The 15,021-nt window shown below is 43.5% G+C and carries 17 protein-coding genes; 14 read left to right on the forward strand and 3 right to left on the reverse strand.

Going from position 1 to position 15,021, the window contains the following annotated elements:
- Positions 1 to 75: 75 nt before the first annotated feature.
- Positions 76 to 891: a transglycosylase SLT domain-containing protein gene (locus tag C1S74_RS14475; RefSeq protein WP_045403885.1), complete on the reverse strand. Its 816-nt coding sequence runs from the start codon at positions 889 to 891 to the stop codon at positions 76 to 78.
- A gap of 11 nt (positions 892 to 902) precedes the next feature.
- On the reverse strand, positions 903 to 1,766 hold the full coding sequence (locus tag C1S74_RS14480) for a LysR family transcriptional regulator (protein ID WP_045403887.1): 864 nt from the start codon (positions 1,764 to 1,766) through the stop codon (positions 903 to 905).
- A gap of 331 nt (positions 1,767 to 2,097) precedes the next feature.
- Between C1S74_RS14480 and C1S74_RS14485 the strand changes: the two genes are divergently transcribed.
- The 14 genes from C1S74_RS14485 to C1S74_RS14550 are packed head-to-tail and all read left to right on the forward strand — an operon-like array spanning position 2,098 to position 13,677.
- Positions 2,098 to 2,310: a Flp family type IVb pilin gene (locus C1S74_RS14485; RefSeq protein ID WP_045403889.1), complete on the forward strand. Its 213-nt coding sequence runs from the start codon at positions 2,098 to 2,100 to the stop codon at positions 2,308 to 2,310.
- A gap of 24 nt (positions 2,311 to 2,334) precedes the next feature.
- Positions 2,335 to 2,793, forward strand: a complete 459-nt coding sequence (locus C1S74_RS14490; protein ID WP_045403891.1) for an A24 family peptidase — start codon at positions 2,335 to 2,337, stop codon at positions 2,791 to 2,793.
- 11 nt (positions 2,794 to 2,804) lie between these two features.
- Entirely contained in the window at positions 2,805 to 3,650 is an 846-nt protein-coding gene (gene cpaB, locus C1S74_RS14495) for a Flp pilus assembly protein CpaB (protein WP_045403893.1), read from the forward strand.
- Positions 3,650 to 5,011: a type II and III secretion system protein family protein gene (locus tag C1S74_RS14500; RefSeq protein ID WP_082037779.1), complete on the forward strand. Its 1,362-nt coding sequence runs from the start codon at positions 3,650 to 3,652 to the stop codon at positions 5,009 to 5,011. The genes cpaB and C1S74_RS14500 overlap by 1 nt, the downstream gene beginning before the upstream one ends.
- Positions 5,008 to 5,484, forward strand: coding sequence for a hypothetical protein (locus tag C1S74_RS14505; RefSeq protein ID WP_045403895.1), 477 nt, complete (start codon positions 5,008 to 5,010; stop codon positions 5,482 to 5,484). Before C1S74_RS14500 ends, C1S74_RS14505 begins: the two co-directional genes overlap by 4 nt.
- Positions 5,485 to 6,723 (forward strand): CpaE/TadZ family protein, encoded by a 1,239-nt coding sequence (locus tag C1S74_RS14510; protein WP_045403896.1) that lies wholly within the window; start codon positions 5,485 to 5,487, stop codon positions 6,721 to 6,723.
- Positions 6,720 to 7,997: a TadA family conjugal transfer-associated ATPase gene (locus C1S74_RS14515; protein WP_045403898.1), complete on the forward strand. Its 1,278-nt coding sequence runs from the start codon at positions 6,720 to 6,722 to the stop codon at positions 7,995 to 7,997. Before C1S74_RS14510 ends, C1S74_RS14515 begins: the two co-directional genes overlap by 4 nt.
- Complete coding sequence (locus tag C1S74_RS14520; protein WP_045404070.1) at positions 7,997 to 8,899, forward strand: type II secretion system F family protein; 903 nt, start codon at positions 7,997 to 7,999, stop codon at positions 8,897 to 8,899. Before C1S74_RS14515 ends, C1S74_RS14520 begins: the two co-directional genes overlap by 1 nt.
- Positions 8,896 to 9,756 (forward strand): type II secretion system F family protein, encoded by an 861-nt coding sequence (locus tag C1S74_RS14525; protein ID WP_045403900.1) that lies wholly within the window; start codon positions 8,896 to 8,898, stop codon positions 9,754 to 9,756. The genes C1S74_RS14520 and C1S74_RS14525 overlap by 4 nt, the downstream gene beginning before the upstream one ends.
- A complete protein-coding gene (locus tag C1S74_RS14530) occupies positions 9,753 to 10,457 on the forward strand; it encodes a tetratricopeptide repeat protein (protein WP_045403901.1) in 705 nt (234 codons plus the stop codon). The genes C1S74_RS14525 and C1S74_RS14530 overlap by 4 nt, the downstream gene beginning before the upstream one ends.
- 13 nt (positions 10,458 to 10,470) lie before the next feature.
- Positions 10,471 to 10,965: a TadE family protein gene (locus C1S74_RS14535; RefSeq protein ID WP_045403903.1), complete on the forward strand. Its 495-nt coding sequence runs from the start codon at positions 10,471 to 10,473 to the stop codon at positions 10,963 to 10,965.
- Entirely contained in the window at positions 10,962 to 11,483 is a 522-nt protein-coding gene (gene tadF, locus C1S74_RS14540) for a tight adherence pilus pseudopilin TadF (RefSeq protein WP_052437328.1), read from the forward strand. Before C1S74_RS14535 ends, tadF begins: the two co-directional genes overlap by 4 nt.
- Positions 11,484 to 11,485: 2 nt before the next feature.
- A complete protein-coding gene (locus C1S74_RS14545) occupies positions 11,486 to 12,988 on the forward strand; it encodes a TadE/TadG family type IV pilus assembly protein (RefSeq protein ID WP_045403905.1) in 1,503 nt (500 codons plus the stop codon).
- A 5-nt stretch (positions 12,989 to 12,993) separates the two neighbouring features.
- Entirely contained in the window at positions 12,994 to 13,677 is a 684-nt protein-coding gene (locus C1S74_RS14550; protein ID WP_045403906.1) for an OmpA family protein, read from the forward strand.
- A gap of 136 nt (positions 13,678 to 13,813) precedes the next feature.
- On the opposite strand, the gene chrA is transcribed toward C1S74_RS14550, so the two are convergent.
- Positions 13,814 to 14,953 (reverse strand): chromate efflux transporter, encoded by a 1,140-nt coding sequence (chrA, locus tag C1S74_RS14555; protein ID WP_045403907.1) that lies wholly within the window; start codon positions 14,951 to 14,953, stop codon positions 13,814 to 13,816.
- Positions 14,954 to 15,021 lie beyond the last annotated feature (68 nt).

Here is a 15,021-nt window from a genome sequence, read left to right on the forward strand (position 1 = left end):
GAGAAAAAACAGTAACTTGCTGTCAAGGATCACAGCTTATCGATTCTTTGGGCCAAAGTACGGTTAAGCCCATCATTAAAGTGTATTGGTGAGGTGCTTTTTATAGTGCTGATAAAGCTTCATCACTTTCACTACATAGAGCCGAGTTTCCTCAATTGGCAGTGTTTGTGTCAGTCGAAAATAGACTTCTTCATCATTTAAATTATTCATTTCTTTAGTAAAGTTTGGAACGGACTGTGTATAAGATAAGTAGCGCATTAAATTCGATAAACCGCAGTTGTAGGCTGCAATTGCGAGTAAGGTTCGACTCTTTTCTGAGTGAATAGCATGTAAATACTCCGTTTCGAGAATATGTAAATATGCCGTGCCTATGTCGATATTAAATTCAGGCTCAAACAATGCTTCTCTTTCTATCCTTCGGCCAAAATAGATCTGCTGAGAGACTTCTAATGCCCCACCGTTTTCCATCACCTGCATCAAGCCAATTGCATCGGCATGAGATACCGCATTGGGGTTAAATGCGCTTTCCGTATGAATGACAGCAAGAATAAGAGCAGGATCAATCTGCCATTGTTTCGATGCTGCGACGATGGTGGGTAAATACTGTAAGGCGGCAGGCGATGTTGGCTTTTTGATGAACGAATAAACCGTTTGGGAAGAAGGCGTATTTTTTCCTCGAAGTTCAATAACGCGATTTCTTGAACTGGTAGAGGCGGTTGGAGCAGGTTTCAGTCTGAGCTTTTTATTGTTTAACGATTGCCGATTTTGTTGAGCAACGGAGTTTTTGTCTACCGCAGTCATTTTTGCTTGAATTGGGTAAGAGGCATAAAGCAAAACACTGCTCAAGACGATGAGAAGGTGGTTTTTGAATAATGGAGAGTAGAAAGACATCTCGACTCCGGTTAAAAGTGTTTGTGCCCTTTTCTTAATTTATCGTGCAACCATTGATGGTATTTGCCGTAGTCAGAGTGTATTGGCCAAATCAAAGAGGCGTACAGCTGTTTCCCAAACAACGCACTTTCGCTGGGGGCCTTTGCTAACACCCCCTGATGCATGGAGTTATCAATCGTATGTTGCGGTAGGAACGCCATGCCTTTCTTAGCAATACATAATTCCATGATGGTACTGATGTCATCGAGTATCCACATGTTGTTTTTGGCTACATTCGAAAGGTCGATCAAATCTTCGCACCCATCTAATAAGAGTAGACGAGACTCAGTGGGCTTACCCTCTTGAATTAACTCTCGATGCACAACCCAATTGCAGTTGACGGTAAAAAGCTCATCAATATTAAAATCTAATTTGGTGCGGTGGTAAGGGTTACAGATAGCAATGTCGATTTGATTATTGCTGATGAACTGACCCAGTATCCGGCTTGGTTTGGTTACTACAGTCAGCTCTATTTCAGGAAAAGCTTCAGAGAACTCAATCAAGGCACTTTTCACCTCGTTATTGAACACCAAAGAATCAATGCCGACTCGCATGTGGTAGAGGTCAGTTCGGAGTAGCGACTCAGCTATCTGGCTCAGTTCGTTGTATTTATTAATTATGGGTGTCGCGAGTTGATAGATTTTTTTTCCTCGCTCTGTTGGCTCGACTTGTTTATTGCTTCTGTCTATCAATAAATACCCAAGCTCTTCCTCCAAGCTTTTTACCGCGCCACTTACTGTGGACTGAGACTTACCCAATTTTCTCGCCCCACTGCTAAAGGAGCCGTGAGTGATCACCGCGTGAAAAGAGATCAGATTATCGAATGGAAGTTTCATTTCGGGCTTCCCCGTATCTCTAGTCCATAAGTTTTAGCTTAAGAGGTATGAAGAAGGCTGAATTAATAATCTAGATAAATGTGATCTCGATCACGTTTTAAATTTACTGTACAAAATCTTATTTATGCCAGTTAAAGAAGAGGAGCTATTACTAATTAACTGAACTGTAGATAGAAGTTTTTCCAGATACCTCTAAAGAATAAGAACAAATGGACACAATATTATTGGCAGAATCGGTCTCACCGATGTTGTTCATTTTTGAGACAGTGATCCGGTGTCTACGATAAAAGGGCTAAGCAATTAGTACGAAACAAGGAAAGAGGGACAAACCATGATTACTAAACTTTATGTAGACATCACAAACTACCTAAATGAACTTAAAAATGATGAGCAGGGCGTTACTGCCATTGAGTACGGGTTAATTGGTGTCGCAATGGCACTTATGTTGATTGCAGTACTTGGTACCGGCAACAATGATTTTCTTGGTGCGTTACAAAATGCATTTGAGAAAATCGGTACTGAAATTAACAGTAAAAATGGTTAATCAAGGGCCAGCATATACATCAGTATGACTGATTCCTTAGAGCTATTTCTATATGCGATATTGCTGATTACATGCTTGATTATTTCCATTTCTGATGTGAGGGACAGAAGAATAGAAAACAAGCATGTGGTCATTATCGCGATAGTTAGCTTAGCTCTAGGTTTTTCAGACTACTCTATGAACAGTTTGTGGTACCTAGGGACATGTTGGGCCGCTTTAATTTTTCTTCATCGCTTGAGAGTTATGGGAGGCGGAGACGTTAAGCTCATCGCTGCCTTTTCACTATCGCTACCATTTGTCGGACTTTGGTTTGCACTTTGGTTAGTGGGCATTTTTGGTGGCGTATTGGCCGTTTTTTACCTCGCTAAACGTTCTCTACAAGCCAAAAATCAAGTCAAGCCTTCGATTCCAACTGGTTTACCTTATGGCATCGCTATCTGCTCTGGTTTCTATGTTGTTCTTATAACAAGGATAATAACGTAGGGAGACAGATCATGAGATCTCGTTTAGCGTTGTTTGTCGCTTTTCTCGCAGTATTTGTGGGCGGTTTGGGTATTTTTCACAACATTACGTCGACACAAAATCAAAATAAAACCGCGGAAGAAAATCGTCCTGTTAGATCCGCAATTGACGATATTCAGTATATCCAAGTCTGGCGTGCGGCAACCGATCTCGAACGCGGAATCCCGATTGATGTGAATAATGTCAAAAGAGAGCAATTGCAGTTAAACATTGCTTTGGAAGAGGGTATTAGTTCAGACATTAAATTGGATTTCTCTCCTTCGACGCTGCTCAACAAAAGCATTAAACAGGGGCAGCTCGTGCTGCCAGAATATCAGGTTAATGAGACTGACCCTCGTTACATTGATCTATTGATCACTGAAGGTATGGAACCTTACTCATTGTTAGTCAGCACTAGCAATTTAGTGCAAGGATATATTCGTCCCGGTACTTATGTAGATTTACTTGCCGTCAGTTCTCCTCAAGAAAACTTAGCTGATGAAGACAATGATGCTATCGATTTTAGTGGTGTGAACGCACAGCTGATCTTACAGAATGTAAAAGTTCTGAGTATCGGTGGGTCTTCGCAGGAAGAGTCGTCTGTGCAGTCGAACGTCTCAAGCGAAGATGAGCATCAAGTTGTTATTGTGGTTGAAGTTAGGCCTCAAGCGATCGCAAGACTTTCCATCGCCCAAAAAACCATGCACCTCGAAGTTTATAGGAGTCACAGATACAAAGAGCCTATTTTTGCCGAGGTTAGAGATGTGATCGGAAACTACAGTGGCGTAACAGAATTACGCGGTTCGTCTCGCCAATCAGCTCAGGGAGAGGAACTGTAATGAACAGCCAAATACTAAGAAAAACTCATATATATGTGCTGATTGTATTCGCCTTATTCTTTAGCTCTTTTACGCTAGCAGCCGATCGATACATTACTGTGAGTGATGGCCAACATATCCAAGTGAAAGAAGATATCTCAACGGTTTTTGTTAGTGACCCTTCTATCGTGGATTATAACGTCATCAATGAAAATACGGTCGTTGTCTTCGCTAAAGAAGTCGGCCAAGCCAGATTCATCATTTATGGCAAATCCAAAAAAGTCCTCCTTTCTGACCGAATTATCGTGGACATTGATTTGTCTCTTGTTCGTCGTCAACTCAAACTTCACTACCCAAACCTAGATGTAAAAGTGGAGTCAGTAGGCTCACAAGTTGCCGTGAGTGGTACTGTTGATTCTGAGCAACAGCGCGATGATATCTATCGAATGGTAGCAACGCTCCTTGGTAGAGAAAAAGTAGAAAAATGGGAAGAAACTCAAGTGCTGGAGTTTGAAAATGAGGCATTTGATATTGAAGAGCCTCAAGCGCTGATCTTTGCACGTAACATGACTTGGGAAGGGATATTGGAGCTCATCGAAGTTGCAACGGATCAGCAGGTCAATGTGAAAATCTCAGTCGCCCAAGTGACAGAAACTTTCGCCCAAACTGTCGGTGTGGATTGGTCTTCTGTGGGGGCCGATGTCGGTGAGTTTTTATTCCAACAATTTGATGCCGCTGATTTGACAACCTTAATTACTGCTTTGGGGAATGAAAATGTAGCTCAAGTACTCGCCGAGCCAAACCTTACCGTTATTTCTGGTGAATCTGCCAGCTTCTTAGTTGGTGGGGAAGTCCCAGTGATTGTGACCACCAACAATAATATCAACATTACCTTTCGAGAGTTTGGTATCAAACTCGATCTGACTGCCAAAGTGCTTCATGAAGAAAAGATCAGAATGCAACTCATGCCAGAGGTGAGCGAAGTTGAGCGTTATATCCGTGCTGCTGGCATAGAGGTGCCACAGTTCGCGACAAGACGAGCAATGACGACAATTGAGTTGGGTGATGGTGACAGTTTTGTTTTAGGTGGTTTGATGAGCAGTTCTGACCTAGAGGAACTGCAAAAAATTCCACTGCTTGGCGACATCCCTGTACTTGGTGCTGCGTTTCGTAAAGCTTCGACTGATCGAAGACGAACGGAGCTCATTATTGTTGCGACAGTGAATCTTGTGAAGCCAATGAAAAACAAAGAAATTCAGCTGCCCTACATGAACAAAACATCAACGTTACGCCGCTGGCTAAAAATATCGGACAGTGAAGACGGTAATAGAGGAAACGATCCAACCATTGAATTGCTTTCTCAAGGAGGGTTTATCGAATGAAATCGATCGTATTTACCATGCTAGTTACCGCTTTGTTATCTGGTTGTGCGGAGCGCTACTTTAACGGTTCAAGCACTGAAGCGCTTGTGTATCCAGAAACGCATGTATACCAATTTACCGTGAAATCAGGACAGCAAACGACAAATCAAATCGCGAGTATTTTGGATATCGTTGAGGAGAATGACTCTGGGGCGAGCTACCTCCTTGAGTACAGGAACACTAAAGGCAAAAAAGTCTTAGATGGTGTAATGAAAGGAAGAGAAAAGCTCCCTCTAAGGGCGGAAACATTTTCTCTGCGTCGCAACAATGCTTTGAGCAATGATATTCAACTGACTATTACCTATCACTCGCTTTTGACTCAGCCCTGTCAACCTTCAGAAATAGAAGAAGCAGATGTCAGTCGTAACTGTTTCTCCGAAGTGGCTAGGATGAAGCAAATCTCGCACAAGGAACGTTTAGTGGAGGGGTTGTAGATGTTCGATTTAGGGAAAACATTAAAAGAGACAAACACACAACAGGTTATTGAAAACACGCATGGTCCAGCTGGGTGCGTACTGCTTTATCAAAGTCTTGAGTGTATCTCTTTGGTGAAAGAGATGTTTGAGTTTGAAGGGTGGAATTCTCCCAACTGTCTCAAGCAATCAAATATTCCACAGAGTTTTTACTCTGAGCAGAGCGGTAATATCGTTATCTTGGAGTTAAATGAATCCGACGACATCGTACGAGATGCCCAGCACTTTGCGACACATTTGCCTACTCATAAAGGGATCATTGTGATAGGTAAAGAAGACTCGATTTCAACGCTCCGTCAACTTAAAGAGATGGGCTTTTATTACCTATTTTGGCCAATAAATAAACACGAATTTGCCGACTTTGTGATGAATGTTCATCGCAACTTACAGACTTATTCGGGAGTGAGTAAACAACGTAAAGCGAAACGAGTCGCAGTTGTTGGTAGTAAAGGTGGGATAGGAACATCGTTAATTACAACGGAACTCAGTTCGAAGCTTTCCTCACAAAACATCGATACGATTTTAGTCGATCATCAATACAACGACAGTAACATCGACGTACTTCTTGCAATGGAAGATTTCAAGTCACGAGCGATTGATGAGTTTTCTGTCCCTATCCACGAGTTAGATACGGAAGGGGCGCTTAGTTACCTGACTAAAATTCGTAAAAACCTTCGTCTACTCGCGTTACAGAGTGAGCGCAATCAAGATGATATTTTCAGTTACAACCAAACACTTTGTGAATTGCTCAGCAGAAATACGAACTTCATCATAGAGGACTTTTCTGGAAGTGTTGACTTTAGAGTCGATCCGCATTGGTTGATTGAGAACTACGATGTCGTGGTCGTGGTCTTTGAGCCATCAGTGTCGTCTGTTCGCAATGCGAAAGTGTTGCTCGAACAACTTGAGAGCAAGCAGGTTTCAATGAGTAAGCGTATCCGAACCATCACGCTTGCTAACCATCACCGTCCTGAAAATACCTTTGTCATCGAGCAAACTGATCTTAAAAAATACTTAGGTTCCGAGGTTAACTTGGACATGCCTTACTGCCGATCTTTGTCTCATTTGCTGCTTGAAGGTAAGCGTGCTCATAAGCATGACCGTTCTATAAACCGCACAATAGAAGACCTTACTCGCCTGATTAACGGTCAGCAAACACATCATTCAACGAGCTGGTTATCCAGATTGGGGGCACGATGAGTTCAAACAAAGAGTTATACATCACATTTCGTTCGCAGATATTCGAAGCCTTAGATGTTGAGGCAATACAAAGCCTATCAAGACCTGAGATTGAGGTGCAGATTCGAAATGCGGTTGATGTACTGGCAAGTAACTTTGAGCGACCTGTGACCTCAATGATGAAGTCGAGCTTGGTCAAAAGTATGCTTGATGAGCTATTTGGTTTGGGGCCTATTCAGTCTCTTGTTGATGATAAAAACATCACGGATATTATGGTTAATGGGGCGAATAATGTATTTTTTGAGAAGCACGGTAAACTCGAAAAATCAGAGATTACTTTTGTCGATGAGGCTCAAGTTCTCAGTATTGCTAAACAGATAGCATCGCGTGTTGGCCGACGCGTTGATGAGTTATCGCCAACCGTAGATGCTCGCCTTGAAGATGGCAGCCGTGTCAATGTCGTCATTCCTCCTATCGCCCTAGACGGCACCTCTATCTCTATTCGTAAGTTCCGAGAGCAAAACATTGGCTTAGAAGAGCTAGTGGACTTTGGTTCTATGTCTTTGGATATGGCTAGGCTTCTCTCTATCGCTTCTCGATGCCGAATGAATATCCTAATTTCAGGTGGTACAGGTTCAGGTAAAACCACGCTGCTCAATTCTTTATCTCAATACATTAGCGATGATGAACGTATTGTAACGATTGAGGATGCAGCTGAGCTTCGTCTCGAACAACCAAATCTAGTCCGCTTAGAAACGAGAGCGGAGAGTGTTGAGCATACCGGCTTAGTGACTCAGCGTGATTTAGTTATTAATGCGCTGCGTATGCGTCCAGACCGTATCATTTTAGGTGAGTGTCGTGGCTCTGAAGCATTCGAAATGTTGCAAGCAATGAATACGGGCCATGAAGGTTCCATGTCGACATTGCATGCTAACTCACCTAGAGACGCAATATCTCGCGTGGAATCCATGGTAATGATGGCGAATTTGAATCAGCCTCTCGACGCGATCCGACGCGCGATTGTTAGCGCCATTGAGCTGGTGGTTCAAGTAAATCGGCTTCGAGATGGTTCGAGAAAAGTCACCAGTATCTCTGAGATTGTTGGTTTAGAAGGCGATAGCGTGGTGATGGAAGAGATCTTCCGTTTCCAATATGACGAAGTCGGATACGGAGAAGCGGTACGAGGTCGCTTTGCTACCGAAGGCATCATGCAGCGATCTGAACTTGTGAAAAAAGCACATTTCTATGGCCTATATGAAGAGCTTATGGTGGCCTTCCAAGGAGTCCGCTCATGATGCTTTGGATTTCCATTATTTTGTTTGGTTTAGCGCTTTATCTACTTCTGAGTAATAGGCAAAGTAAGATCAGCGGATACTTTCCTGAGTCTGAAGTAGATGAGGAAATTATCAGTGCGATTAACCTCAATTCTCTGATGGAACAAAAGCGTTGGCAGCGTTTTAAAAACAACCTTTCTCCAACGATTCAGGTACTTGGACCAAGAGCAAACTTTATCATTGTCGCTTTTGTCTTTATTGTTGCCTATCTCACTTACTACGTGACTTATGAGTTTTTAAAAATCAATTCGCTACTTGTTGCTGGTGGTATCTTCTTCCTCATTATCGTTTGGGCCTATCACTGGCTACAGGATAAACGTCGAATAACGTTTGAGAAAACCTTCCCAGATGCTTTGAATATTTTGATGAGTGCCGTGACGGCTGGTGAAAGTCTTATGCACGCTTTCTCATTTGTTGGGGACAACATGGATGGTGAAGTAGGGCGAGAGTTCAAGGAAATGGGGGACCGGTTGAAGCTGGGTGAAAGTGCAGAACAAGTCCTTTTACGTTCGTGTAAAGCGTTTCCATATCCAGAATACATCTTCTTCACGATTACTATCCGCGCCAACATCAATCGAGGTGGTCAGCTTAAAAATGTATTGGCGAGACTTATTCGTATCTTGGTGGATGCTAGGACATTAGAAACCAAAAAAATGGCCATGACATCAGAAGCGAGAATTTCAGCCAAAGTCGTAGCTGCCATCCCCGTTGCATTTGCCTTGATGGTGAATCAAGTGAGTCCAGACCATATCAACTTCATTTTAAACGACCCGAATGGACGTTGGATTCTTTATTACGTTGTTGGTAGCGAGGTACTTGGTCTGTTTATTGTTTGGCTGCTTGTAAAAGGAGTAAGGCAATGACGTTGATTGTATGCATCATTTTAGTGCTCGGTGCGCTCGCTTTTATCTCCTACGATCTGTATTTCAGTCATCGTAAGGCGGTGGCTTTAGATAAATATTTAAAAGGCGCAAACAAAGAAGACTTAAAACCAAAGTTGAACTCTTTTTTGGTGAAGTTCGGTAAAGAGAACCGAAAAGACTTAGAGCAAAAATTACAAAATGCGGGTTACTACAACAAAGAACTGGCTAGTTATTACTTCCCGATAAAAATCACTTTGGTCATGATCGCTGCTGTTGTCGTGTTGTTTTTGAATGTCGACTTGCTGACCAAAGCTCTCGTGTTCTCTATCGCGCTGGTTGTGGTCATTATTGTTCCAGACTTCCTACTTGAAATGCGCAAAAGGCTGATGGTTAAGCGTATCTCGAAAAATCTGCCCTATGTATTGGACATCATGTCGGTGTGTGTACAAACAGGTATGACGATAGAGGCTTCCTTTGCTTATCTCTCTAAAGAACTGAAAATTTTCGATAAAGACCTCTGTTATCAGATTAAAAAGACATCCGAAGCTGGCAAGGTACATGGCATTGAAAAAGCGTTGCATGACTTATCCGAGCGCTTACCTGCGCCTGAGGTTTCCAGCTTTGTGTTGACGATTATCCAAAACCTCCACTATGGCGCGTCCGTTGCCAATGTATTGAGTGATCTCGCAGAAGATATGCGCCGCATACAGCTGCTAAGAGTTGAGGAGAAAATGGGTAAGTTATCAGCAAAAATGAGTATTCCTTTGATTTTGTTGATTATGTTTCCAATCGTCATTTTTATTCTTGCCCCTGGTGTTATGCAAATTGACCTGAACAGTTTTGGAGGACAACGATGAAGATCATAAGGGATATGACCATTTTCTCCGCAGTCGTCTTGTTAAGTGCTTGCTCATCAAGCTCTAGCAACGATATCGACGTCGTTCAGAGCATGGAGCGTGTCGATAACCACTCAGGATTAATTCAGCATTATAAGGGCCATCTGGAACAAGACCCTGAAGACGTCCAAATAATGCAAGAGTTGGCCAAAGTCTATTTTGATAAAGGTGATACCGAATCCTCAAAATTCTATGTGGATCATTTGCTCGACAAGGGTGTTCGAAACGCTGCTCTACTTCAACTCAGAGGACAAATCCACAGCCAAGAGGGAGAGGATAAACTTGCGATTAATCGCTACAAACATTCCATTGAATTAGGCAACAATACCGGAGAAATCTATGTTCTGTCAGGGATTGCCTATTGCAACACCGATCAATTTAACCAAGCCAAAACCGCATTCAACCAAGCCCGTCTAAAAGGCTATAACGACGTGGCGGTAAAAAATAACTTAGCCGTAGTTTACCTTGCTCAACGACAGTATGACGACGTGATAACACTGCTGGTTCCTGTTTATCAGGAAAACCCTAGCAACCAGAAGGTGCGTGCAAATTTAGCCATCGCATTATTCAAAGTAGGGGATATTCATCAGGCGCGAGATTTATTAGAAGGGTCTTTTACTGACTCTCAAGTGCTGGAAATTTCGCGAAGGTTACACCAGTAATGAGGTGATAGCTATGAAGCATACTCTATCGAAATCGAAGGGTGTCACTATCATCGAGTTTGTGTTGGGCGCACTTGTTTTAGGTGTCGCTATGCTCATGCTCTTTGAGATGAGCTTTCGAATTTATGTAACGAACTTGGTTGAGTACGCGTTAAGAGAGACGGTTCGCAGCACCAAAATTTACGAGGGCGGCGACTCTTACGACAATTACAAGTTAACACTCGATAATGCGTTAGGCGAATCGGATTCGATGTGGGCGACTTTGGTTCCTGCAGAGAACTTTACGCTGACGGGACAGTACTATTTGTCATATTCAGATCTCATCTCCAACGTGAGTTACACCGACGTACAAATGGATGAAGGTGGCGGTGGTTATGCGATCGCCGAGTTTACTCTTCAATATGATCACAGCCCAATGTTTAGCGTGTTCACCGGAGATGTTGTTCCGATTACACGCAGTACTTTGATAAACCTAGAACATGAAGGATGGGAGGAGGAAACACCATGAAAACTCTTACCCGTCAAAAAGGCGTTTTTGCGATTGAGCTATTCATAGTACTCGTTGCGTTAATTGCTGTTTTCTACTTTATGACTGACCTTAGTCATAAGCTATTAAGCCGCGCGCAGTTAGATAGAGGAAGCTTTGCGCTGGCGAATGTCTTAAAAGAGAGGACTCGCTATTACGATGAGCGATTTACGCTCAATGCCAGCGATGAATCAGACATGAAGACGTTGGCGGCACGTTTGTTTGATACCACGCCAAACAGTATCGCAATTAAAATTGAAGCATTGCACGATAAATCTACCCTCAATGCTTTTGAAAGCGATGAATACCGAAACCTTGGTTGTAACGCGAATAGTCTTGCGAACAAAGCGGACTTAGCTCCGGTGGAAAATGGCAATACTTTTTCGCTATATCAAGTCACATTGTGTCAAGAGGAGAACTCTTGGTTCGCTCGCTTTTGGGGCAATAACGCGTCTCCAACCATGACTATTACTTCCAGCTCTGTTGTTGTAGGGAGGTAACTATGAACCTTACACATTTGAACCGAATCAAATCGCATTGCGCCCAAAGAGGGGTTGCGGCAATTTGGTTTGCGCTTACTTTAGTGCCAGTCTTCGGCATGACATTTCTAGCCGTTGAAGGCACCCGTTATATTCAAGAAACCAGTCGTCTGCGCGACGCCGCTCAAACTGCGGCATTGGCAGTTACGATAGATGATAAATCGAACGTGTCAGATGCATTAGCCACACTTTACATTAATGACTATGTCCGTGATGTTTCTCATGTGAATATCCAGACGGTACGTACCTATCAAGAGCCAACGGAACAAAATGACAATACTGAGAAAATTCAGTATTCCGTTGATGCTGTTACGACGCACAACTCTTGGTTTGCCAGTACTTTTATTCCCTCTTTTGAGCAAACTCAGAAACTAGCAGGACAAGCCGTTGCGGCAAAATATCCGTTTTACTTAGGCGACAAAATCATTGACCTTGTTTTGGTTACTGACTTCTCAGGTTCGATGAATAACAACTGGCAAGGACAGGTTAAAATTGACTTATTGAAAGATGCAGTAGAGGAAATTGCTGACCGAATTCTAGTTCCAAGAGAGGGGGAGAGTGAGGTGCTGAATCGAATCGCGATCATTCCATTCAACCTTCGTGTTCAAGAAAAGCTCAGTGGTACTTTGTTTGCTACAAGCCAATTGCGATACAAAGATGACTATCATAGCAGTGCTTCTCCTATTAAGTATGAACAAGTGAATTGGTCCTATTGGTCTCCATATTCCGAAACCTATGTAGAAAATTGTGCCGCAGATGTTGTCAATTGCCCTAATCAGCTTGCTTGGGAGCAGCGACATGCTCAACGAGTCGCTGATGTCGTAAACATCAACAATAATCGTCTAGAAATTCCGAATTACATTGGTTACACCAAGTCCGTAAATCACATGTTCGACAACAAGGTAGCCAACCCTAGTTTCAACTTCCATTTCCGTTCCAACAGCAACTCTTTGTACAACGGTAGCATGACGATGACGGGGGATAATGGCTTTTTCACTATTCCTCTAACAGCCGATAAAACTCAGCTTGAGAAAGTACAAACCATGAACTCAGGCGGCAACACTGCTGCTTATCAAGGGATGTTACGCGGACTACAAATCATGGAAGCCGGACGACCAAGTGGCAACGATGCTGAGGAGACGCAACAATACAACGATCGCCTCAAAATGCTAATTGTGATCAGTGATGGTATGGAGTTCCCTTATACACAAATCCTTCCGGGATTAGTAAATCAAGGCATGTGCGATAAGGCGCGTGAACACTTCCAAACCGAGAACGGCAATTTGTACATTGGCGTCATTGGCGTGAACTTCAGTGCATCTTCGCAAAGTGGTTTCCAAGATTGTGTGTTGAATCCGGACGAAGACATCATCGATGTAACAGAGACGGAAGACTTCATTAAGAAAATCGAAGAACTAATTCAGAAAGGATCTCGTGGTAATGGTGTATCGAGACTATATGGGTGAGAGATATGACCAAAACAATGCTAATTACAGGGATGCTGGTGGCCGGTTTCACGACCGTTAGTGCGAATGCCAGTGAAGTCAGTTCAAAAGTGACTGAATACTGCGGGACGTCATATTATGAATACTCGCACTCGATTCAGGTTGGCGACGTGACGGGGGTGGCATCGCATCGTGATGGTTATTTGCAAGTAACGGATGTGAGTAACGATCCTGCACTGAAGTGGGCGCTGATGAAGAACTCATCGTTACTTACCAATCCTAATGATTGCCTGACTTATATCTCCAATTTAGGTATTGCTCAGTTTAGCGGAGAGGTCAGCGATAAAGGCAAATTGATTGCGCGAGTGCACTTCGCCTTTGACAAGTTTAACCTTACCCCGTTGGCCAGAAATGTATTGAGTGATGTGGCTCGTCAACTTGCTCAAACGAACTATCAAGTAACGGTAGAAGGGCACACCGATTGGATTGGTACCAAAGCGTATAACCAAACCTTGGGTCATAACCGAGCCAAAAGCACCGCTCGTGAATTGTATTATTACGGGGTGAGTGAACAGAAAACCACGCTTAAATCCTTTGGGGAATCTGAGCCGATTGCCACCAACAATACCTCGTCGGGTCGTTCGAAAAACCGCAGAGCGGATGTTTACATCCCAGCAGATGAGCAGGAAAAGCCACCAGTAACGGAATAGGTGTTAACTACTGACTCGATGGAACTAAAAACGCCCGCCTCCAACTGGAAGCGGGCGTTGTACTCTTATCTTTATCTTTATCTTTATCTTTATCTTTATCTTTATCTTTATCTTTATCTTTGTCTTAGCTATGCGCTTACATCATGCCAGTCACAATGCCTGCCGCGACAAAGAACACAATCATCCAAAGTACCGACAAGTTAAGTTTCTTATGTAAGTAGAAGCCAGCTATCACAAGAGCGATGTCAATCGGGGCAACTACCGCGCTGCTGAATACGGGTTGGTAAAGTGCTGCTAGTAGCAAACCAACGACCGATGCGTTTACGCCGTTGATCGCACCTGACACTGCAGGTTTACCAGCCAGCGCTTGCCAGTTCTTTAGCACGCCAAGCAGCAATAAGAAGCCCGGTAAGAACACACCTAATGTTGCGACTAGCGCGCCTAGGATAGGTGCATCAGATAGTTCGTAACCAATGTAAGTCGCGAAGGTAAACATTGGCCCCGGTACCGCCTGCGCTGCGGCGTAGCCCGTTAGGAACGCGTCTTGGCTTAGTTGATTGCCAACGATGTTTTGCAATAACGGAAGTACCACGTGACCGCCACCGAACACTAAGCTACCCGCTTGAAAGAAGTCGCTAAACAATCCAAGCATTGGCAGGGAATGAGCCACAAACGGTAAACCAACTAGAAGTACTGCGAACAGTGCCAATGGTGCAATGGTTGGTTTAAATGGTTCGGCAGGTGCTGCGGATTCTTTCTTTAGATATTGAGTACCAATCAAACCCGCCACCACAAGCACCAGCATTTGAGTTGCGATGCTCGGTGCAACCAATAACGCAATCGCGGTTGCCACACACAAGCCGGCTGTTAGTTTGCTTTGGCAGAAGTTTTTGTACATTCCCCAAGTCGCATCCGCCACCACAACGACCGCAAGTAACTTCAAGCCGTGAACGATGTTTTGGAACAGCGCGGTATCAGTGATCTGGCTGCTTACCATAGCAAGCGCCAACATGATGATCACGGAAGGCAGTGTGAAGCCAAGAAACGCCATGCATGCGCCGCCTAGGCCTCCGCGTTTGTAACCCAGAGCAAAGCCAACTTGGCTAGAACCAGGGCCCGGTAAGAATTGGCTCAAAGCCACGATCTGTGCGTATTCGCTGTCATCAATCCATTTGAGCTTTTCAACGAACGTTTGGCGGAAGTAACCGATGTGCGCCGCAGGGCCACCGAAACTGATCCAACCAAGCCAAAAAAAGGTTTTAAAAATGGTAAACATGTTGAGCCTGTTAAATCTCCAATAAAACTGCATCTACTGTAAGAAATGTACTAAGATGATTCAAATTA

Source organism: Vibrio hyugaensis (genome assembly GCF_002906655.1).
GTDB lineage: Bacteria > Pseudomonadota > Gammaproteobacteria > Enterobacterales > Vibrionaceae > Vibrio > Vibrio hyugaensis.